The sequence below is a fragment of the Mucilaginibacter sp. genome, assembly GCF_028288205.1.
Lineage (GTDB): Bacteria > Bacteroidota > Bacteroidia > Sphingobacteriales > Sphingobacteriaceae > Mucilaginibacter.
The window spans coordinates 94,095-114,699 of the sequence record NZ_JAQBOD010000057.1; the positions used below are offsets into that span (position 1 = coordinate 94,095).

Below are 20,605 nucleotides of genomic sequence, written 5' to 3' on the forward strand. Positions count from 1 at the left end.
AATAAATAAGTAATACTCTTGTTACGAGCCCAATAATTGGGCTGATTTTTGGTAAAATCGTAGCATATAAATCTATCTAAATACGCTATCGATAAAACATTTACCAAAGACCTATGAAAAAAATAGTACTTATAGTACTGTGCTGTTGCCTGTATTTTATGTCATCGGCCCAAACCCGTAAAACAATAACAGTTAGGGGTATACTGATTGATTCTACAACTAATACACCCTTAGGATATGTAACCGTATCACTAATGAATCCGGCTACTAAGCTGGCTGTAAAAAGCGGATTAGCCAAGGATGATGGCACTTTCGAATTTGAAGGAGTAGCATCAAAAGCGTATAAACTTATCTTATCATCATTAGGATACAAAACAAAAACTGTTAATGTTGTTGCCGGTAAAGATGCCATTATAGACGTTGGAAAAATAATAATGTCGCCATCAGCAAATGGATTAAACGAAGTTACCATAACTGCCGATAAGCCATTAATAAAACAGGAAGTTGACCGCATTAGTTATGATATACAAGCCGATCCTGAAAGCAAAGTGCTTAATGTGTTGGATATGCTGCGCAAGGTGCCATTATTGTCATTAGACGCTGATGATAATATATTATTAAAAGGCGGCGGCGATTATAAAATATTAATAAATGGTAAACCCTCCAGCCTGGTAGCGCGCAGCCCTAAAGATATTTTCAGGGCCATGCCCGCATCAAGCATACAACGCATAGAAGTTATTACCACCCCGCCTGCAAAATATGATAGTGAAGGTTTAGCAGGGATAATAAATATCATTACCACTAAAAAAATTGATAACGGCTATAATGGCAGCTTAAATATAAGCCATAGGTTCCCTGTGGGCGGACCGGGTGCAGGCGGATCATTTACCTTTAAGCAAGGTAAATTTGGCGCATCTGCTTTTTACGGGGCCAACTATAATAAACAACCGCAAACCACTAACTCAAGCAGCCGCATAGCTACTGATACAACAAGCCTTAATCAATCAGGTACGCGCTACTCAACTAATAAAAGTGGCTATATTGGTACAGAATTTAGCTATGAAATAGATACCCTTAATTTATTAACTGCCGAATTTAATATCAATGGCGGCAACTCTACTTCGCAAAGTAACCAGGCATCTGTAAAAACCAAAATAGATACCATTATGCAGGGTTATAATATAGCAAACGCGGGCATAGGTAAGTATAATGGTTTTGATGTTGGGTTCAATTACCAGCTTGGGTTTAAAAACCGCAAAGATCAGTTGCTTACTTTTTCTTATAAATACACCGTATCCAATAACACACAGTTTAATGATCTGGGTATTTCAAACCGGGTATATTATCCTGTTTTAGGGCACCCTGATTATCAGCAAAACAATAAGGAACAATCTAAAGAGCAAAATATACAGCTGGATTATGCCCAAACGGTAAAAGTTTTAAATGTTGAAGCTGGTTTTAAAGGTATTATCAGGAATGGTACCAGTGATTTTGAGTATGACTCTTTAAGATACGATCCGTTAAATGCAATGCCCACACACTATGACCTTGACCCGGCACGTACCAACGCCTATGATAATAACCGGTACATATTAGGGGTTTATAACTCTTATCAATATAACCTGGAAAATTGGGGCTTTAAAGTAGGGGGACGTGTAGAAGAAACTATTGTTAATGCTAATTTTATAACAAGCTCACAGCAGGTAAATCAAAACTACTTTAATTTTATACCATCTATTTCAATCAACCGGAAATTTGGTAACATGAGCAGCTTAAACTTTGGGTTTACCCAACGTATTCAGCGCCCGGGCATAACAAATCTTAATCCTTTTGTCGACCGCTCAAACCCCAATTTTGAATATGCCGGTAATCCTAACCTGAAAACGGTTGTAAGCAATAATTATCAAATGAACTATAGCCGTTTCAAAAAAGGATCAATTAATATTGGTTTGAGCTATAGTGTGGCAAGTAATACCGTTCAACAAATATCAACCTATGATAAGGCTACCGGTATTACCCGTTCTACTTTTGATAACGTAGGTAAGAACCAATCGTTAGGGAGCAACTTCAACGTTAATTACCCTATTACCCGCCTTTGGAACTTTAACTTAAACGGAAATTTAAACTACCTATGGTTAGAAGGAACAGTTAACGGGGCACTTACAAAAAATTCGGGCCTGCAGGGTTTTTTCAATGCTTCTACCGGATATAAATTAGGTAAGGGGTACCGCGTTAATGCTAATTTTAACTTTAACAGTCCGTTTATTTCATTACAGGGTAAATCAAATGCTTATTTATATACGGCTTATAGCGGCAGTAAAGAAATTATAAAAAATAAGGTAACCTTGTCTGCATCGGTTAGTAACCCATTTTCTAAATACCGCACCAACATACGCAATACCAACGGGATAGATTTTGTACAGTCTAATTATACACAGAGCTATTTACGTGTATATGCTATAAGCCTGCATTATCGCTTTGGTAAGTTAAAAGATGCTATCAGAAGAAACCAGCGAACTATAAATAGCGACGATATAAGCAAGCCTTTGGTACAGCCGCCGCCACAAAATAATCCGCCACAAAACCCGGCAGCAAATCCGCCGCCAAGTATAACTACGCCACCACCTGCAACACCACCGGTAGCGCCGCCTGTACAAACGCCGCCAAATTAAAAATAACACGTATGAAAGTTTACGGAATTACCAATTGTAACAGAGTTAAAAAAGCATTAGATTGGCTAAAAGCCAACCAGGTTGCCTATGAGTTTCATGATTTTAAGAAGCTGGGCATAACTGCAGATAAATTAGAGGAATGGGACAGCAAAGCCGGGTATGAGAAGTTTATGAATAAACAGGGCCTAACCTGGAAGCAGCTTGACCCCGAGGTAAAAGAAAGTATAAAAACCCAAAATGATGCTTTGCAATTATTACAGCAAAAAACAAGCATGATAAAAAGGCCCGTTATTGAGGATGGCGACTTTCTGTTTTTTGGGTTTGACGAGGCGGTGTATCAAAAGCATTTTAAATAATAGCGAGTGTTTTTGCTAAAGCGCTTGTAATAATTTGTTTACATAGAATACTGTTCGCTTATTTTTATATTTTTACCTCCAAATTAACTTAAATTAACTGATGAAATTGAACTCCACTGCCGGTTTAGTACTGGCTTTTTGCGCTAGTATTGCCATCGCTAAGGCACAAACTACTCCTCCGCAAACAACTCCTCCACAAACAACTCCTGCCGGTACACCTGTTGCTGGTGCTGCTCGTCCGGCTCGTGGCGGTCGTGCTGTAGAGGTTGCAGACCCTAATGCTCCGGCAACAAACTACAATTATCATGAATTATGGAAACCGTTTTTTTATACTAAAAATAGTGATGAGGTTCGTGCATCCGACGGGCAACCAGGGCCAAAATACTGGCAAAACCGTGCCGATTACCAGTTAGCTGCTACACTGCATGACGAAACCAACGAAATTGTAGGTTCGGAGGTTTTAACCTATACCAATAACAGCCCTCAAAAAATGAGTTTTATATGGATGCAGTTAGATCAAAACCTGTTTAAATTAGATTCAAGAGGAAATAAACAAGTTCCATTAAATGCAGCCGGTGTACAGCAAAGCCGTAACTGGGGACAAGGGCAAGTGTTTGATGCCGGTTATAAAATAAAATCTGTAAAAGTATTAAGTACAGCTAAAGGCAGTAAAACAACTACAGCTGTTGATGCAAAATACCTGGTAAATGATACCCGCATGCAGGTGTTTTTGCCTGCTCAGTTAGCTGCAGGTGGTGGCCAGTTAAAATTGAAGATAGAATATTCATTTACATCGCCCGATTATGGATCGGACCGTATGGGTATAATAAATACAAATCAATCAAAAAATGGAAAAATATTCCAGGTTGCACAATGGTACCCGCGTATGTGTGTGTATGACGATGCGATGGGCTGGAACACTTTGCCATATACCGGCGAAAGTGAATTTTATTTAGAGTATGGTGATTTTGATATCAATATTACCGCTCCCGCTAAAGACATTGTAGTATGCTCTGGCGAGTTATTGAACACTAAAGATGTATATACACCCGAACAGGTAAAAAGATGGGCACAAGCAGCTCAAAGTGATAAAACTGTAATGATCCGTTCGGCTGAAGAGGTAACGAACCCTGCTTCACGTCCAACCGGAAAACCTGAGTTAACCTGGCACTTCAAAATACATAATGCCCGTGATGCTTCATGGGGAGCATCTGCTGCATTTATTATTGATGCCGCTAAGATCAATCTGCCAAGTGGTAAAAAATCAATCGCTATTTCTGCTTACCCGGTAGAAAGCGCTACGCTGCCAGGTTCAACAGCAACAGGATTCAGGGCCCCGCAATGGAGCCGTGGAACCGAAATGATAAAAGCTTCGTTAGAATATAATTCTCAAAAATGGTTTGAGTATCCTTACCCTGCTGCTACAGGTGTTGCCGGTAAAGCAGGCGGCATGGAATACCCCGGCATTGTATTTTGCAGCTTAAACGGCGGCTGGGGCGTAATTGACCACGAGTTTGGCCATACCTGGTTCCCGATGATCGTAGGTTCTAATGAGCGTTTATATGGCTGGATGGATGAAGGATTTAATACTTTTATTAATACACTTTCAACTCAAAATTCATTAAAAGGCGAGTTTTATCGTGCACTGACCGCTACCGGACGTTTGGCAAGCTGGAACAATTTTACCCGCCCTACACTTGAACCAATTTTGAGCAATCCGGATAATTTAAAGGAGACAAATAATGGCACCCTGTTATACAGCAAGCCAAGCGCTGGTTTAGTAATGTTGCGCGAGCAGATATTAGGGCCGGAACGTTTTGATTTTGCATTTAAAACCTACATTAACCGTTGGGCATTTAAACATCCAACACCTGATGATTTTTTCCGTACGATAGAAAATGCTTCGGGCGAAAGCTTACAATGGTTTTGGAGAGGTTGGTTTGAAAATACTTATCGTTTAGACGTAGCCGTACGCGGTGTTAAATATATAGGCGATGATCCTGCTAAAGGAGCAATAATTACTATTGATAACCTGGAGAAAATGGCTATGCCTGTTGTGCTCGAAATTAAAACCGTTAGTGGTAAAACAGAACGTGTGAATTTTGCGGCCGAAATATGGGAGCGAAATGTTAGCTGGTCGTTCAGGTACCCATCTACCGAAGCTATTGAATCAGTAACTTATAACCCTGATTCAACTTTACCGGATTACAACCCGGCTAATAACGTTTGGAAAAAGCAATAATACAGAAACCCGGCTCACAGCCGGGTTTTTTGTTTGTAACGCTATTGTTAAATATACTAATGGATTAACTATTGGTATTATAATTGAGTTATATTGATCACATAATTTGATACACCATGAAACGCTACCTTGTAATTTTTATAATATTGTTTATTACTTATTCTGCCAATGCACAGGAGCTGTTAAAAGGGACCGTATATGAATTAGGAACCCATGAAAAGTTAACTAATGTTTTTATCCATAATACTAATAACAAACAACTTACCCTTGCTGATAAGGACGGTAAATTTGAAATAAAAGCTGCAACGGGCAACCTCATTATTTTTGACTCGCCGGGCTATATGTCTGATACCTTGTATGTGATAGATATGAAGCCTAAAAAGATCGAACTAAAAGCATTAAGTATAAGCCTGCGCCAGGTTGAAATTAGCGCTAAACGATCAAACTTTAATCCACGTGAGGAATATCCACAGGTATATGAAAAAAGTAAGGTTTACGTGCTTTCGCCAAGTACCTGGTTTTCAAAAGAAGGCAAGGACGCGCGAAGGTTAAAACGTTATTTTGCTACCGAAGCACAAGAACGCCATATAGATGAAGTGTACAGCGTTGCTTATGTGGGAAGTATTGTACCGCTAAAAGGCCAGGATCTGGAAAATTTCATGTCGTTATACAGACCCAGTTATGCTTTTTTAAGAAATAACAGCGGGCCATCACTGGCAGCTTATATTAACGACTCTTATAAGAAATATATGGCGCTACCGCCGGATAAGCGTGTGGTACAAAGTTTAACAGGTAATTAAAAAGAATAATATTTGCTTTTAAACACAGTTCATTTAGACCGTAGGGAGAAATCTATACATATGCTATTGCACATGTATAGATTTTTTCGCTATCGCTCAAGAAAAAATTATCACTTTGTGTGAAAATGGCAATTTAGATTAACTATTATATATTCTTAGCCAGCCAATCGCCTACTTCGCTTGTTTTGTAAGCTTTATTTTTACCAGCCAGATCTTCGGTTACAATACCTTCTGCCAGCGATTTATTTACAACCGATCTGATCAGTTCTGCCTCTTCTTTTAATCCGAAGGCATCCTCAAACATCATAGCGGCAGATAATATAGTTGCCAAAGGGTTTGCAATGTTTTTCCCTGCTGCCTGCGGATAAGAGCCGTGTATAGGCTCAAATAATGATGTATGGATACCAATTGATGCAGATGGCATTAAGCCCATAGAGCCGGCTATTACAGATGCCTCATCGGTTAAAATATCACCAAAAAGGTTTTCTGTAATTAATACATCGTAGCTGTTTGGCCATTGTACCAAACGCATAGCTACGGCATCAACAAACTCATAGCTTACGGTAACTTCGGGGAAATCTTTTTCCATATCCTGTACGGTTTCTCTCCATAGGCGAGAGGTTTCCAATACGTTAGCTTTATCTACACAGCAAAGTCTTTTACCACGCGTCATGGCCATTTCAAAACCTAATTTTGCCAGGCGCTGTACTTCTGCACGGGTATAGGTACAAGTATCAAAGGCGGTATTGCCATCGTCTTTACGGCCTCTTTCGCCAAAATAAATACCACCGGTTAACTCACGAAGGATTATAAGATTTGTACCTTCAATACGCTCGCGTTTCAACGGCGAATTATCAATTAACGATGGGAAAGTAAATGTGGGACGAACATTAGCAAACAGCCCCAGTTTTTTACGCATTTTTAAAAGACCCTGCTCGGGGCGAATAGTAGCTTTTGGATCATTATCAAACCTTGGGTGACCAATAGCGCCAAAAAGGACCGCGTCGGCAGCCATACAAACTTCGTGGGTCGAATCCGGGTAAGGCTCACCAACAGCATCTATCGCGGCGGCGCCGGTTAAGGCAGCTGTCCATGTAATTTCGTGATTAAATTTCGTTGCTACAGCATTTGATACTTTAACGGCCTGGTCTATAACCTCTGGTCCAATTCCGTCTCCTGCTAAAAGTGCGATATTAAGTTTCATTTTTTATGTTGTTGTTTTTGGATGTTTAAAATTGAAAAATAAAAGTAAGATTTTAGTATTTACCGTCATTGCAAGGAACGAAGCAATCTCTGCATTGATAGGCAATTAGGGTTTACTTTTTCTTTACCTCCGAAAAAAGCACTTTATCCCATTGATTAGCATATGTAGAGATTGCTTCGTTCCTCGCAATGACGCTTTTAAATGATATTCAACATTTTCTGCGTAGCCTTTATCGCGCAAACCGTCTGATCTGAATCCAAACCACGGGTTATGAATTTCTTTTCGGGCGTTTCCCAGGTGATGATAGTTTCGCACAACGCGTCTGAGCTACTGCCGGGGGCAATGCGTACCGCATAATCTATCAGCTTTGGCAGGGTTCGTTGTTTCTTGGTATAAACTTTAGCAAGCGCGTTCATAAACGCGTCAAACTGGCCATCGCCCTGCGCGTTTTCTTCAAACTTTTCGCCATCAATACTCATAGAAATAGTTGCCGACGGGCGCAAACCCATAGCGTGCATTAACACGTATGATTCAACGATAACCTTTTCATCATACAGGCTGCTATCCAATACGTCAGATATGATATAAGGCAGATCTTCTTTGGTAACCGTTTCCTTTTTATCGCCCAGTTCAATAACACGCTGGGTAACTTTCTTTAAGTCGGCATCGTTTAGTTTTAAGCCAAGTTCCTGCAAGTTTTTTTCGATATTGGCTTTGCCCGATGTTTTGCCCAGGGCATACTCCCGCTTCCTTCCAAATCGCTCGGGGAGGAGATCATTAAAATATAAGTTGTTTTTATTGTCGCCATCGGCATGTATACCTGCTGTTTGGGTAAATACATTATCGCCAACAATTGGCTTGTTAGAGGGTATCCTAATCCCCGAAAAAGTTTCAACCAGTTTACTTACCGTATAAATAGACGACTCTTTAATACCCACTTCAACCTCGGGTGCAAAATCATGAATTACAGCTACAGCACTGGCTAACGCGGCATTTCCGGCCCGCTCGCCCATGCCGTTTATGGTTAGATGCAATCCACTTACACCAGCTTTTACAGCCTCTAAAACATTGGCTGTACCCAGGTCGTAATCATTATGCGCGTGAAAATCAAAATGGATAGTTGGGTATTTTGCTATCAGCTCTGATAAAAACTTATAGGTTTCCCCAGGCGTTAAAACGCCCAGCGTATCAGGCAAGAGTATTCTTTTTACCGGTTGTTGAGTAAGGAAATCTAAGAATTGATAAACATATTCGGGCGAGTTGCGCATGCCATTGCTCCAATCTTCTAAATAAACATTAGTAGCAATATTGTTTTTTGAGGCCAGGTTAATAGCCTGCTTTATTTCCTCAAAATGCTGTTCGGGTGTTTTTTTAAGCTGATGGATTAGGTGGTTTAATGAGCCTTTGGTTAACAGGTTCTGTACCTTAACACCAGCGTTTAACATCCAATTGATAGAAACGCCGTTATCTACAAAAGATAATACTTCTATGCGGTCCGCATATCCGTTTGCTTTTGCCCAGTTTAAAATAGTTTTAACTGCTTGAAACTCACCTTCTGATACACGTGCAGACGCAATCTCCACCCTGTCCACATTAAGCTCTTCAAGCAATAATTGGGTTATGGTAAGCTTTTCTGAAATGGAAAAAGACACTCCCGATGTTTGTTCTCCATCACGAAGTGTAGTATCCATTATCTCTATTTTCCGTCTTTCCATTTGGTTGGTTTAATGAGAAAGCTGCGGGCGGTGTGGATTCCCCTCTTGAGAGGGGCGGAGGGGTGTGTCCTATCGCTTATATAACACACCCCTGCTTCCGCACTGTCCGTCGCTCCCCCTCTCAAGAGGGGAACTTGAATATCTTAATTATAAAGGCAGGTTTTCTGCAAACTCCTCAATTTCGCCTTTTATGCTTTGCAGATAATCAATATCATCAAAGCCGTTAAGCATGTTATTCTTTTTGTATGAATTAATTTCAAACGTCTCTTTTTCGCCTGTGGCTAAAAGCGTAATGGTTTGATTTGGCAGGTTCACTTCGATCTCTGTTTTCGGGTCAGCAAATATCGCGGCGAACATCTTTTCAGAAAACTCCGGACTAACCTGTACGGGCAATACGCCAATGTTTAAACAGTTGCCCCTAAAAATATCAGCAAAAAAGCTGGACACCACGCAACGGAAACCATAATCATAAACTGACCACGCAGCATGTTCGCGTGATGAGCCTGAGCCAAAGTTTTTACCGCCCACCAATATTTTACCGCTGTAGGTTGGATCGTTCAATACAAAGTCTTTTTTCGGTGTATTATCCGGGTTATATCTCCAGTCGCGGAAAAGATTATCACCAAATCCAACACGCTCTGTCGCTTTTAAAAAGCGGGCAGGTATCAGTTGGTCGGTATCCACATTCTCTATAGGCAATGGTACCGCAGTGCTTGTTAGTATATTAAATTTATCGTAAGCCATATTTGTATATTGAGTCTTTAGTCTGGAGTCTTAAGTTCTTAGTCAATTATGATTTACTTTTGACTAAGAACTTAAGACTTTGGACTATGAAATTTAAACCAATTCTTCAATTAATGTTCTCGGGTCGGTAACCACACCGGTAACTGCGGCAGCTGCTGCAACCAGCGGGCTTGCTAACATAGTACGTGAACCCGGGCCCTGCCTTCCTTCGAAGTTTCTGTTTGAGGTACTTACCGCGTATTTGCCGGCAGGTACTTTATCATCATTCATAGCTAAACAGGCAGAACAGCCCGGCTGGCGCAATTCAAATCCGGCATCAGTTAAAATATCCAGTAAACCTTCTTCCTTAATTTGTGCCTCAACAATGTGCGATCCGGGAACTAACCATGCGGTAACATTATCAGCCTTATGTTTCCCTTTTACCAACGATGTAAACGCCCTGAAATCTTCTATACGGCCATTAGTGCAGCTGCCAACGAAAACAAAATCTACCTGCTTGCCTATCATGCTTTGGCCTTCGCTAAAGCCCATGTAACCTAATGATTTTGCATAAGTAGCCGCGCCGCCTTCAACATCGGCAGCATCAGGAATGTCATGCGAGATGCCCATACCCATACCCGGGTTGGTACCGTAAGTTATCATTGGCTCGATGGTAGCGCCATCAAAGGTTAATTCTTTATCAAATACCGCGTCGGCATCTGTTTTCAAAGTTTTGTAATAAGCTAACGCTTTATCCCAAGCCTCGCCTTTAGGGCTAAACTCGCGACCTTTTACATAGTTAATGGTAGTTTCATCCGGAGCTATCATGCCGCCACGGGCGCCCATTTCAATACTAAGGTTACAAACCGTCATACGGCCCTCCATGGTCATGTTCTCAAAAACATCCCCTGCGTATTCAACAAAATAGCCTGTAGCGCCGGATGTAGTTAATTGAGAAATAATGAACAAAGCCACATCTTTTGGCGTAACACCCTTACCTAATTTGCCATTAACATTAATGCGCATTTTTTTAGGCTTTGGCTGCATAATGCACTGGGTAGCCAATACCATTTCAACTTCAGAGGTACCAATACCAAAAGCTATAGCACCAAAAGCGCCGTGGGTTGAGGTGTGTGAGTCGCCGCAAACAATGGTTGCACCGGGTTGGGTAATACCATATTCCGGCCCAACAACGTGAACGATACCATTTTTTTGATGGCCCAATCCCCAATAGCTAATGCCATATTCGTTAGAATTTTCTTCCAGCATGTGTAACTGATTGGCAGATAACGGATCGGCAACCGGCAAATGCTGATTGATGGTTGGTGTGTTATGATCGGCAGTAGCAAATGTACGGTTGGGATATAAAACTTTTATTCCCCTTGTCTTTAATCCTAAAAAGGCTACCGGGCTTGTAACTTCGTGGATAAGGTGGCGATCAATAAAAAGCACATCCGGCCCACCTTCAATCTTACGTACTACGTGCGTGTCCCACACCTTATCAAATAATGTCTTGCTCATTTTTATTTCTATTTTATTTCTATCCGTTATACAAAGATAGGCTTATGCAAATTTTTTGTCGCCTACTAATATTAACAAATCTTCATCATTTATATCCAATTTACTATCAGCCAATACCAGGAAGCGATGATATGTCGCGGCCAATTCTTCTTTACTCAGGTTGTGACCCAACCGTTCCAGATGAAATTTTAGCGCATGCCTTCCGCTGCGCGCGGTAAGCACAATACTCGCGTTAGGGAAACCTACATCTTCGGGCCTGATGATCTCGTAATTTTCACGATTTTTCAGGAACCCGTCCTGGTGAATGCCAGAACTGTGTGCAAACGCGTTGCTGCCAACTATAGCCTTATTAGGCTGTACCGGCATGCGCATTTGCGAGCTAACCATACGGCTAAGCTCAAAAAAGTTTTTTGTGTTGATATGGGTGTGTAGGCCCAATACCTGGTGCGTTTTCAGGATCATGACGACTTCCTCAATAGAAGTATTGCCTGCACGCTCACCGATGCCATTAATAGTGCCTTCAATTTGGCGGGCACCGTTTTGCAAGCCTGCGATAGAGTTTGCCGTAGCTAAACCCAAATCGTTATGGCAATGCACAGATATAATGGCCTTATCAATATTTTTTACGTTTTCTTTCAAAAACTTGATTATGCTGCCATATTGGTCAGGCAGGCAGTAACCGTTTGTATCTGGTATGTTCACAACAGTAGCGCCTGCTGTAATAACACCTTCTATCATTTGAGCCAGGTAGTGAATGTCTGCACGGCCTGCATCCTCTGCAAAAAACTCAATGTCTTCGACAGATTTTTTGGCATATTTTACAGCTTCAACAGCGCGCTCTAAGATCTCTTCGCGGGTACTGTTAAATTTGTTTTTGATATGCATATCAGACGAGCCGATACCTGTATGGATCCGCGGACGTTTGGCATACTGTAATGATTCAACAGCAGCATCAATATCGCCTTTGTTGGCACGGGTTAGCGCGCAAACAATTGGATTTTTCACAGCCTTTGATATTTCTACCACACTCTGAAAATCGCCGGGGCTTGATATGGGGAAACCTGCTTCAATAATGTCCACGCCTAATGCTTCCAGTTCGTGGGCTATTTCAATTTTTTCAGGGGTTGTCAACTGGCAGCCCGGTACCTGCTCGCCATCGCGAAGCGTGGTATCAAAAACATAAACGCGGTTTGGATCGTGTAACATATCTTTTTATTTTAATATTAGTCTTTAGTCTAAAGTCTTTAGTCTGAAGTCTAAATAGTTGACTAACTACTCATGACTTCAGACTCAAGACTAATAATTTATGCTTCTACAGCCTGGTTTTCGGGGCGTAAACTGCGTACAGTTTTGCCTGCCTGCCATAATTCGCTGTCGCGTAGTTCTTTTAACTCCGCATCTAATTTTTCGCGGTAATCAGTTTTGCTGTTTGAATCAATTGATTTTTGTGATTCAACACCTGTAGCAACACTTTTGTACAGGTCTTCAAATACCGGTTTAGTAGCATCACGGAATTTCTTCCACCAATCTAACGCGCCACGTTGTGCTGTGGTTGAGCAATTGGCATACATCCAATCCATACCATTCTCTGCAACTAAAGGCATTAATGATTGAGTTAATTCTTCAACAGTTTCGTTGAAAGATTCAGAAGGAGAGTGTCCATTGCTGCGTAATACTTCATATTGAGCCGCAAAAATACCCTGGATACAACCCATCAGCGTACCACGCTCGCCGGTTAAATCACTGTATACTTCTTTACGGAAATCTGTTTCAAACAAATAACCGCTACCTACCGCGATACCGAGAGCTATAACACGCTCGAAAGCGCGACCCGTAGCATCCTGGAATATAGCGTAGCTTGAGTTTAAGCCTCGACCCTGTAAGAACATACGGCGCAATGAAGTACCTGATCCTTTTGGAGCAACTAAAAATACGTCAACATCAGCAGGAGGGATGATACCGGTTTGCTCATTAAAAGTTATACCAAAACCATGTGAAAAATATAATGCTTTACCCGGAGTTAAATGTTTTTTAACGGTTGGCCATAAAGCAATTTGTGCCGCGTCGCTTAATAAATAACAAATTATAGTTCCTTTTTCCAAGGCTTCTTCAATTTCAAACAGCGTTTCGCCGGGTACAAAGCCATCACTTACCGCTTTATCCCATGATTTTGAATTTTTACGCTGACCAACAATAACGTTAATGCCATTGTCTTTTTGATTAAGCGCTTGGCCGGGGCCCTGTACGCCATAACCGATAACAGCTACCACTTCATCTTTTAAAATGTTTTGTGCCTTTGATAAAGGGAACTCCTCGCGGGTTACTACATTTTCTTCAGTAGTGCCGAAAATTAATTTTGCCATGATTTTGTTTTTTTATTGATTTTGATTTCACCGATGGTTTTATGATCACACCGATTGTTTATGATTAATGTTTATTTTTTTATTTGCTTTCTGCTTTTAGCTTTCGCCTTACATCGTAAATACTTTAGCTCCTTTGTTCAGGTATTCGTTCTCTATTACCTCTTCACCCGGCTCTAATCTTTCAAACTCGCGTAGTTTAGAGTTAAAGCCTTCGCTGTCTTTAATGATGGCTACTCTTGCACTGCGCACAAACTCTATCAACCCATAAGGTTGCAGAATATTGATCAGGTTGTCTGTCTCTTCGCGATGTCCTGTTGTTTCAAACACCGTATAATCCTTACGGATAACTACCGCGCGTGCGCCATTTTCGCGCAGTAAACGTTCCACACTAACCTTCTCGGCAATTACGTCGGTTGATACTTTGTAAAGGGCCAGTTCCTGCCATATCACATCCTCGTTGGTGTGGTAGTATACTTTTAATACTTCCACCTGTTTTTCAATTTGGCGGGTAAGCTTGCGTACCACTTCTTCAGATTCGGTTATTACCACATTAAAGCGGTGGATACTCTCGATCTCTGACGGAGAAGTATTCAGGCTATCTATATTTATTTTACGGCGCGTAAATATGATCGCTATCCTGTTCAGCAAACCAACCTGGTTCTCTGTGTAGATAGTGATGTTATATTCCTGCTTGCCGGCCCCCTCTAAATCTCTCCCGGTAGGGGAGACTTTTTTAATTTCGTTTATTGTGTTTTCCATTTTTTTAACTTTTTAAACCCTCCCTTCCGGGGAGGGTTGGGTGGGGCTGCCTATTTAAGCCTGATCTCACTAACACTGCATCCTTGCGGTACCATAGGGAACACATTGTTCTCTTTGGTTACCATCACTTCTAACAGGAACGAACCTTTGTTATCCAGCATTTCTTTTAACGCGCCTTGCAGTTCTTCGCGTTCGGCTATGCACTTTCCAGGTATACGGTAAGCAGCGGCTAATGCTACAAAATCAGGGCTTTGTATATCAACAAAAGAATAACGGCGCTCATTAAACAGTTCCTGCCATTGGCGCACCATGCCTAAGAAACGGTTATTCAAAATAATGATCTTCACATCAACGCCGGTTTGCATGATGGTACCTAATTCCTGGCAGGTCATCTGGAAACCGCCATCGCCAATAATAGCTACCACGGTGCGGTCTTGCGCCCCATATTTAGCGCCTATGGCAGCGGGTAATGCAAAACCCATAGTGCCTAAACCACCGCTTGTTACGTTGCTGCGTGTTTTGTTAAACTGCGCGTAACGGCAAGCCACCATTTGGTGCTGACCAACATCGGTAACTATAACAGCCTCACCGTGGGTAAGATCGTTTAATTGTTTTATTACTTCACCCATGGTCATTTCGCCCGATGTTGGGTTCAACTCGTCATGGATCACGGCTTCAACTTCTTTGCGGGTATATTCATTGAATAGTTTAACCCATTCGGTATGTTGTTTTTCTTCAACTAATGCGGTTAGTAAAGGCAATGTTTCTTTACAATCACCCCATACCGGAACGGTAGTTTTAACATTTTTATCTATCTCGGCCGGGTCAATATCTAAGTGAATAACCTGGGCTTGTTTAGCGTATTTATCTAAACGGCCGGTAACACGGTCATCAAAGCGCATACCTATGGCAATCAATACATCGCACTCATTAGTCAATACATTAGGGCCGTAATTGCCATGCATCCCTAACATACCTACGTTTAGCGGATGATCTGTTGGGATAGCACCTGCACCCAATATGGTCCATGCCGCAGGGATGCCGCTTTTTTCTACAAAGGCTTTAAACTCCTGCTCGGCACTGCCTAATAATATACCCTGACCAAATAATATAAATGGTTTTTTGGCCTGATTAATTAAAGCTGCCGCCTGCTCAATGTATTGATGGCGCACAATTGGTTTTGGCCTATAACTGCGTATATGATTGCAGGGTGTATAGCCTTCATAATCAAACAACTGAATTTGCGCGTTCTTGGTGATATCAATTAAAACCGGTCCCGGCCTGCCGCTTTTGGCTATGTAGAAAGCCTTGGCAATAACCTCTGGTATCTCATTAGCATCAGTAACCTGGTAGTTCCATTTGGTAACCGGAGTAGTAATGTTGATAACGTCTGTTTCCTGGAAAGCATCTGTACCCAACAGGTGCGCGAATACTTGCCCGGTTATACAAACTAAAGGTGTACTGTCTATTTGTGCATCGGCTAAACCTGTTACCAGGTTAGTAGCACCGGGGCCGCTGGTTGCAAAAACCACACCCACTTTACCTGATGTGCGTGCATAACCCTGCCCTGCATGTGTACCGCCTTGCTCATGCCTAACCAATACATGGTTCAATTTTTCATTATAATCATACAAAGCATCATAAATAGGCATAATGGCGCCACCCGGATAACCAAATATGGTATCAACGCCTTCTGCAATTAATGCTTCTAATAATGCTACCGACCCCGAAACCTTTGTGGTTTCTTTAGCGGCTGCTTGTGTTAGTATTTCCTGTTGTGCAACTTCCATACTGTTTTATTTTGGATTTCACCGATTTTTTGGGTGATTTCACTGATTTTTTTAATTTAGTTAGTCAAGCCTTTTACCTTTCAGCTTTAACCTTTTACCTCTTATCTATTCGTCTGTTACGCAACCTTCTGCGGCTGTGGTAACAGTTTTGGCGTATCTGTACAATAGGCCTTTGGTAACTTTTAACTTAGGTTGAATCCAGGCTGCTCTTCTGGCTGCCATTTCTTCGTCGGTTAGAATTACATTGATCTTGTTAGTAGTAGCATCAATAATAATTTTATCCTCGTCTTTAATTAAGGCAATCGCCCCCCCGTCAAAAGCTTCAGGGGTGATGTGGCCTACCACAAAACCATGTGTTCCACCGCTAAATCTGCCATCTGTAATTAATGCTACCGAACTGCCCAAACCCGCCCCAAAAATGGCTGATGTTGGTTTAAGCATTTCGGGCATACCCGGTGCGCCTTTAGGGCCTACGTTGCGGATAACCACCACATCACCTTTTTTGACTCGTCCGCTTTGTATGCCGTGTATCAGTTCAAATTCGCCATCAAACACACGGGCAGGGCCCTCAAAATGGGTGCCCTCTTTTCCACTGATCTTGGCTACGCTGCCACCTTCGGCAATATTGCCGTAAAGTATCTGCAGGTGACCGGTAGCTTTAACAGGCGCTTCAACCGGCCATATTATTTTTTGAGTATCAAATTCCAGTTCAGGTACTTCTGCTAAGTTCTCGGCAATAGTTTTACCGGTTACGGTTAAGCAATCGCCATGCAGTAGACCTTGTTTTAACAGGTATTTCATTACCGCAGGTACACCGCCAATATTATGCAGGTCTTCCATCATGTATTTACCGCTTGGCTTCATATCAGCCAATACGGGGATACGGTTACTCACCAATTGGAAATCATCCTGGGTCAACTTGATATCAATGCTTTTTGCCATGGCTATCATGTGCAATACCGCGTTGGTGCTTCCACCCAGAACCATAATTACCACCATAGCATTCTCGAATGCTTTGCGGGTCATGATGTCGCTTGGTTTAATATCTTTCTCTAATAATATCTTAATGGCTTTGCCTGCCGCTAAACACTCGGCTTTCTTTTCGTCGCTTAACGCGGGATTAGAAGAGGAGTAAGGCAAGCTCATGCCCAATGCCTCAATAGCTGCTGCCATGGTGTTTGCGGTATATATACCACCACAGGCACCGGCGCTTGGGCAGGCGTTTTTAACTATGCCCATAAAGTCGACATCTTCTATCTGACCTGCCATTCTTTTACCCAAAGCTTCAAAAGCCGATACTATATTTAAGTCTTCACCCTTCCAATGGCCGGGTTTTATTGTACCGCCATATACCATTATAGATGGGCGGTTTAATCTGCCCATTGCCATAATAGAGCCCGGCATGTTTTTATCGCAGCCCGGCAGGGTAATTAATCCATCGTAATATTGCGCGCCTGTTACAGCTTCTATCGAGTCGGCAATGATATCACGGCTCACTAACGAGTAGCGCATACCTTCGGTACCGTTGCTCATGCCATCGCTCACGCCAATGGTATGGAATATCAATCCAACCAGATCCTCATCCCAAATACCTTTTTTAACAATTTTAGCAAGGTCATTTAAGTGCATGTTGCAGGTATTGCCATCATAGCCCATACTTGCCACACCTACCTGCGCTTTTTTCATATCATCATCCGTAAGGCCAATACCGTATAGCATGGCCTGAGCCGCAGGCTGGGTAGGGTCCTGCGTAAAAGTTTTACTGTACTTATTTAATTCAACCCCGTCGGCGATGTTAGATGAACTCATTTTTTTATTACTAATTATTTACTGTAGGTTAGATTTGGCTGTATTGAAATTCTGCTTCTGTTAAGATAAGCAACAACAAAAAAACTGGCAATAGCTTTAGCATATTTTTTTAAATAAATACTATATATTGAACATATATATAAATATATATATATAATTCTTAAATATGTATATAAAACAGAATATAATTTTTAGTGCACTATACCAAAGTTCAAAACGGTATTCGGTCTTAATTTTATGCATGCATAGTAATAGGCGTTTTTTCTGCCTGAAATAGGGGTGAGTTGTAAAAAAGTTGATGGAAATGCGGAGTAAATAACCTGGTCCAGGGTGAACCAGGGTGACCCTACCTGACCCTACCTGCCCCCGGTAAGCCCATCGGTCATTTAACTGGTGATTCGATTAACCTCAATAATTCAGGAAGGTTGTAGTCTCTGACTACACATAGTGTGAAGGAGCATAAGTAATATCCGCCTCGTCATCGCGAGCGGTAGCGTGGCGATCTCTCATAGGACAAGGGGATGTTTTCTTTGAGAAACCCCGCTGTCCGAATGTCTCTGCGGACTACAATGCAGATAGGCTGTGCCTATTGTTTAAAGCATGCCGTGTAATTATAAACTACAAGCATAATCGTTCAAAGGCGGTAGAAATCGAACAGCGGGGGTTGGTGTATGGATTTTTCTCAACTATATATTAAATTTGGTGACCGTATTCTTAAAGAGGGTATAAATAATTGAGTTAGCAGTAATTGTAGGGCGACAGTACCAACAATCAAACCAACGGACAAATAGTATAAACACTTAAACAAAAATAATATGAGAAAAATAATTTCATTTATGCACATATCGCTTGACGGTTTTGTAGCAGGACCGAACGGAGAAATGGATTGGATTAAAGTTGATGAGGAAATTTTTGATTATGTGGGTAAGCGGATAAACGAAGACGATATTGCATTATATGGACGAGTAACTTATCAGATGATGGAAAATTACTGGCCTACCGCAGGAGACAAGCCGACAGCGACCAAGCATGACATTGAACATTCAAAGTGGTATAGCAAAGTCCATAAAGTTGTTTTGTCAAAAACAATGAAAGACGCGGGTTTGACTAACACAAAAATTATTAGCGACAACCTTTCGGACAGAATAAATGAAATAAAACAACAGGCAGGTAAAGACATCTTGCTTTTTGGTAGCCCGACAGCAACACATTCACTTATTCAACTGAACTTAATTGACGGCTACTGGCTATTTGTTAATCCAATTATTCTTGGACGAGGCATTCCATTGTTTGTAGACATCAAAGACAAAATAAAACTAAACCTATTGACTACCCGACAATTTACTTGTGGGGTAACTGAACTGAATTACACAGTGGACAGACAATAACAACGAACCGCTTGAATGTCCTACGTAGAGATTGCTTTGTTCCTCATGATGACGCACGGGAGGAGAATGGGTCATAAACACGCAATGATGCTTGGGGATTTAGGTTTGGCCACAAACAAAAATGCCCGGATAAACTACCCGGGCATCTTCAAAAAGAATATTGTAAAATTTAGCGGTGCTCTATGCCTTCTACCAATACAACTACTACATTGTTTGATGCTTCAACAACGCCGCCTTTTATTAAAAAAACTTCTTCTTTACCATCGGCACGTACGGTTAGTTTACCATCCTGCAAAGTAGAGATGATAGGCGCGTGGTAGTTCAATATCTCAAAAAAACCCATAGTGCCCGGCAGAGTTACCGAAGTAGCCTCGCCTTCAAACACTTTTTTATCGGGAGTAAGGATTTCTAATGTCATTTTCTAAGTCTTAAGTCCTGAGTCTTGAGTCTTGAGTCAAAATTACTAATGACTTTAGACTCAAGACTTCAGACTAATTAAGCATTCGCTTCTTCTAATAATTTTTTACCTTTTTCAATAGCTTCTTCAATGCTGCCAACCAGGTTAAATGCTGCTTCGGGGTATTCGTCAACTTCGCCATCCAGGATCATGTTAAATCCTTTGATGGTTTCTTTAATGTCAACCAATACACCTTTTAAGCCTGTAAACTGCTCTGCAACGTGGAACGGCTGAGACAGGAAACGCTGAACACGACGGGCACGTGATACAACCAATTTATCTTCTTCAGACAACTCATCCATACCTAAGATGGCGATGATATCCTGTAGCTCTTTATAACGTTGTAAGGTTTCTTTAACACGTTGAGCGGTGTTGTAATGCTCGTCGCCCAAAATAGCAGGGCTCAAGATACGTGATGTCGAATCCAATGGATCAACCGCTGGGTATATACCTAACTCGGCAATTTTACGTGAAAGTACGGTTGTAGCATCTAAGTGGGCAAATGTTGTTGCCGGCGCAGGGTCGGTCAAGTCATCCGCAGGTACGTAAACCGCCTGTACAGAGGTGATCGATCCCCGTTTGGTTGAAGTGATACGTTCCTGCATCATACCCATCTCGGTAGCCAGCGTTGGCTGGTAACCTACTGCCGATGGCATACGACCCAATAACGCTGATACTTCTGAACCTGCTTGTGTAAAGCGGAAGATGTTATCAATAAAGAAAAGGATATCGCGACCCTTGCCTTCGCTGTCACCATCGCGGAAATACTCGGCAATAGTTAAGCCCGAAAGCGCCACACGTGCACG

The 20,605-nt window shown here is 41.6% G+C and carries 15 protein-coding genes and 1 pseudogene; 5 read left to right on the top strand and 11 right to left on the bottom strand.

Annotated features, from left to right (window positions below; all coding sequences use genetic code 11):
* The first annotated feature begins 113 nt into the window (after nucleotides 1-113).
* From JWR23_RS14370 to JWR23_RS14385, 4 genes are all read left to right on the top strand, one after another.
* Entirely contained in the window at nucleotides 114-2,672 is a 2,559-nt protein-coding gene (locus tag JWR23_RS14370) for an outer membrane beta-barrel protein (RefSeq protein ID WP_299516861.1), read from the top strand.
* Nucleotides 2,673-2,683: 11 nt separating this feature from the next.
* A complete protein-coding gene (locus tag JWR23_RS14375) occupies nucleotides 2,684-3,028 on the top strand; it encodes a Spx/MgsR family RNA polymerase-binding regulatory protein (RefSeq protein WP_299516862.1) in 345 nt (114 codons plus the stop codon).
* A gap of 100 nt (nucleotides 3,029-3,128) precedes the next feature.
* Nucleotides 3,129-5,270: a M1 family metallopeptidase gene (locus JWR23_RS14380; RefSeq protein WP_299516863.1), complete on the top strand. Its 2,142-nt coding sequence runs from the start codon at nucleotides 3,129-3,131 to the stop codon at nucleotides 5,268-5,270.
* A 116-nt stretch (nucleotides 5,271-5,386) separates the two neighbouring features.
* Entirely contained in the window at nucleotides 5,387-6,070 is a 684-nt protein-coding gene (locus tag JWR23_RS14385) for a hypothetical protein (protein ID WP_299516864.1), read from the top strand.
* A gap of 145 nt (nucleotides 6,071-6,215) precedes the next feature.
* Here the strand turns inward: JWR23_RS14385 and leuB are convergent, their stop codons facing one another.
* The 9 genes from leuB to ilvD form a co-directional block, all read right to left on the bottom strand.
* Nucleotides 6,216-7,274, bottom strand: coding sequence for a 3-isopropylmalate dehydrogenase (gene leuB / locus JWR23_RS14390; protein WP_299516865.1), 1,059 nt, complete (start codon nucleotides 7,272-7,274; stop codon nucleotides 6,216-6,218).
* Nucleotides 7,275-7,471: 197 nt separating this feature from the next.
* On the bottom strand, nucleotides 7,472-8,989 hold the full coding sequence (locus JWR23_RS14395; protein WP_299516866.1) for an alpha-isopropylmalate synthase regulatory domain-containing protein: 1,518 nt from the start codon (nucleotides 8,987-8,989) through the stop codon (nucleotides 7,472-7,474).
* 147 nt (nucleotides 8,990-9,136) lie between these two features.
* Nucleotides 9,137-9,733: a 3-isopropylmalate dehydratase small subunit gene (leuD, locus tag JWR23_RS14400; protein WP_299516867.1), complete on the bottom strand. Its 597-nt coding sequence runs from the start codon at nucleotides 9,731-9,733 to the stop codon at nucleotides 9,137-9,139.
* A gap of 93 nt (nucleotides 9,734-9,826) precedes the next feature.
* Entirely contained in the window at nucleotides 9,827-11,233 is a 1,407-nt protein-coding gene (leuC, locus tag JWR23_RS14405; protein WP_299516868.1) for a 3-isopropylmalate dehydratase large subunit, read from the bottom strand.
* 42 nt (nucleotides 11,234-11,275) lie between these two features.
* Entirely contained in the window at nucleotides 11,276-12,439 is a 1,164-nt protein-coding gene (locus JWR23_RS14410; RefSeq protein ID WP_299516869.1) for a 2-isopropylmalate synthase, read from the bottom strand.
* Between the two features lie 98 nt (nucleotides 12,440-12,537).
* Nucleotides 12,538-13,596 (bottom strand): ketol-acid reductoisomerase, encoded by a 1,059-nt coding sequence (gene ilvC / locus JWR23_RS14415; RefSeq protein ID WP_299516870.1) that lies wholly within the window; start codon nucleotides 13,594-13,596, stop codon nucleotides 12,538-12,540.
* Nucleotides 13,597-13,704: 108 nt separating this feature from the next.
* Nucleotides 13,705-14,355: an acetolactate synthase small subunit gene (gene ilvN / locus JWR23_RS14420; protein WP_299516871.1), complete on the bottom strand. Its 651-nt coding sequence runs from the start codon at nucleotides 14,353-14,355 to the stop codon at nucleotides 13,705-13,707.
* A gap of 50 nt (nucleotides 14,356-14,405) precedes the next feature.
* Nucleotides 14,406-16,145 (bottom strand): biosynthetic-type acetolactate synthase large subunit, encoded by a 1,740-nt coding sequence (gene ilvB / locus JWR23_RS14425; protein ID WP_299516872.1) that lies wholly within the window; start codon nucleotides 16,143-16,145, stop codon nucleotides 14,406-14,408.
* A gap of 105 nt (nucleotides 16,146-16,250) precedes the next feature.
* Entirely contained in the window at nucleotides 16,251-17,954 is a 1,704-nt protein-coding gene (ilvD, locus tag JWR23_RS14430; protein WP_299516873.1) for a dihydroxy-acid dehydratase, read from the bottom strand.
* An 815-nt stretch (nucleotides 17,955-18,769) separates the two neighbouring features.
* Here ilvD and JWR23_RS14435 point away from each other — a divergent pair.
* Nucleotides 18,770-19,342: a dihydrofolate reductase family protein gene (locus JWR23_RS14435; protein WP_299516874.1), complete on the top strand. Its 573-nt coding sequence runs from the start codon at nucleotides 18,770-18,772 to the stop codon at nucleotides 19,340-19,342.
* 169 nt (nucleotides 19,343-19,511) lie between these two features.
* Here JWR23_RS14435 and atpC read toward each other — a convergent pair whose 3' ends face one another.
* Together atpC and JWR23_RS14445 are read right to left on the bottom strand one after the other, a co-directional pair.
* Complete coding sequence (gene atpC, locus JWR23_RS14440) at nucleotides 19,512-19,760, bottom strand: ATP synthase F1 subunit epsilon (protein WP_299516875.1); 249 nt, start codon at nucleotides 19,758-19,760, stop codon at nucleotides 19,512-19,514.
* Between the two features lie 77 nt (nucleotides 19,761-19,837).
* A pseudogene (locus tag JWR23_RS14445) lies at nucleotides 19,838-20,605 on the bottom strand (F0F1 ATP synthase subunit beta); the annotation flags it as partial.

Coding starts and splice junctions, on each gene's coding strand:
- JWR23_RS14370 (WP_299516861.1), top strand. CDS start 114: ATGAAAAAAATAGTACTTATAGTACTGTGCTGTTGCCTGTATTTTATG.
- JWR23_RS14375 (WP_299516862.1), top strand. CDS start 2,684: ATGAAAGTTTACGGAATTACCAATTGTAACAGAGTTAAAAAAGCATTA.
- JWR23_RS14380 (WP_299516863.1), top strand. CDS start 3,129: ATGAAATTGAACTCCACTGCCGGTTTAGTACTGGCTTTTTGCGCTAGT.
- JWR23_RS14385 (WP_299516864.1), top strand. CDS start 5,387: ATGAAACGCTACCTTGTAATTTTTATAATATTGTTTATTACTTATTCT.
- leuB (WP_299516865.1), bottom strand. CDS start 7,274: ATGAAACTTAATATCGCACTTTTAGCAGGAGACGGAATTGGACCAGAG.
- JWR23_RS14395 (WP_299516866.1), bottom strand. CDS start 8,989: ATGGAAAGACGGAAAATAGAGATAATGGATACTACACTTCGTGATGGA.
- leuD (WP_299516867.1), bottom strand. CDS start 9,733: ATGGCTTACGATAAATTTAATATACTAACAAGCACTGCGGTACCATTG.
- leuC (WP_299516868.1), bottom strand. CDS start 11,233: ATGAGCAAGACATTATTTGATAAGGTGTGGGACACGCACGTAGTACGT.
- JWR23_RS14410 (WP_299516869.1), bottom strand. CDS start 12,439: ATGTTACACGATCCAAACCGCGTTTATGTTTTTGATACCACGCTTCGC.
- ilvC (WP_299516870.1), bottom strand. CDS start 13,596: ATGGCAAAATTAATTTTCGGCACTACTGAAGAAAATGTAGTAACCCGC.
- ilvN (WP_299516871.1), bottom strand. CDS start 14,355: ATGGAAAACACAATAAACGAAATTAAAAAAGTCTCCCCTACCGGGAGA.
- ilvB (WP_299516872.1), bottom strand. CDS start 16,145: ATGGAAGTTGCACAACAGGAAATACTAACACAAGCAGCCGCTAAAGAA.
- ilvD (WP_299516873.1), bottom strand. CDS start 17,954: ATGAGTTCATCTAACATCGCCGACGGGGTTGAATTAAATAAGTACAGT.
- JWR23_RS14435 (WP_299516874.1), top strand. CDS start 18,770: ATGAGAAAAATAATTTCATTTATGCACATATCGCTTGACGGTTTTGTA.
- atpC (WP_299516875.1), bottom strand. CDS start 19,760: ATGACATTAGAAATCCTTACTCCCGATAAAAAAGTGTTTGAAGGCGAG.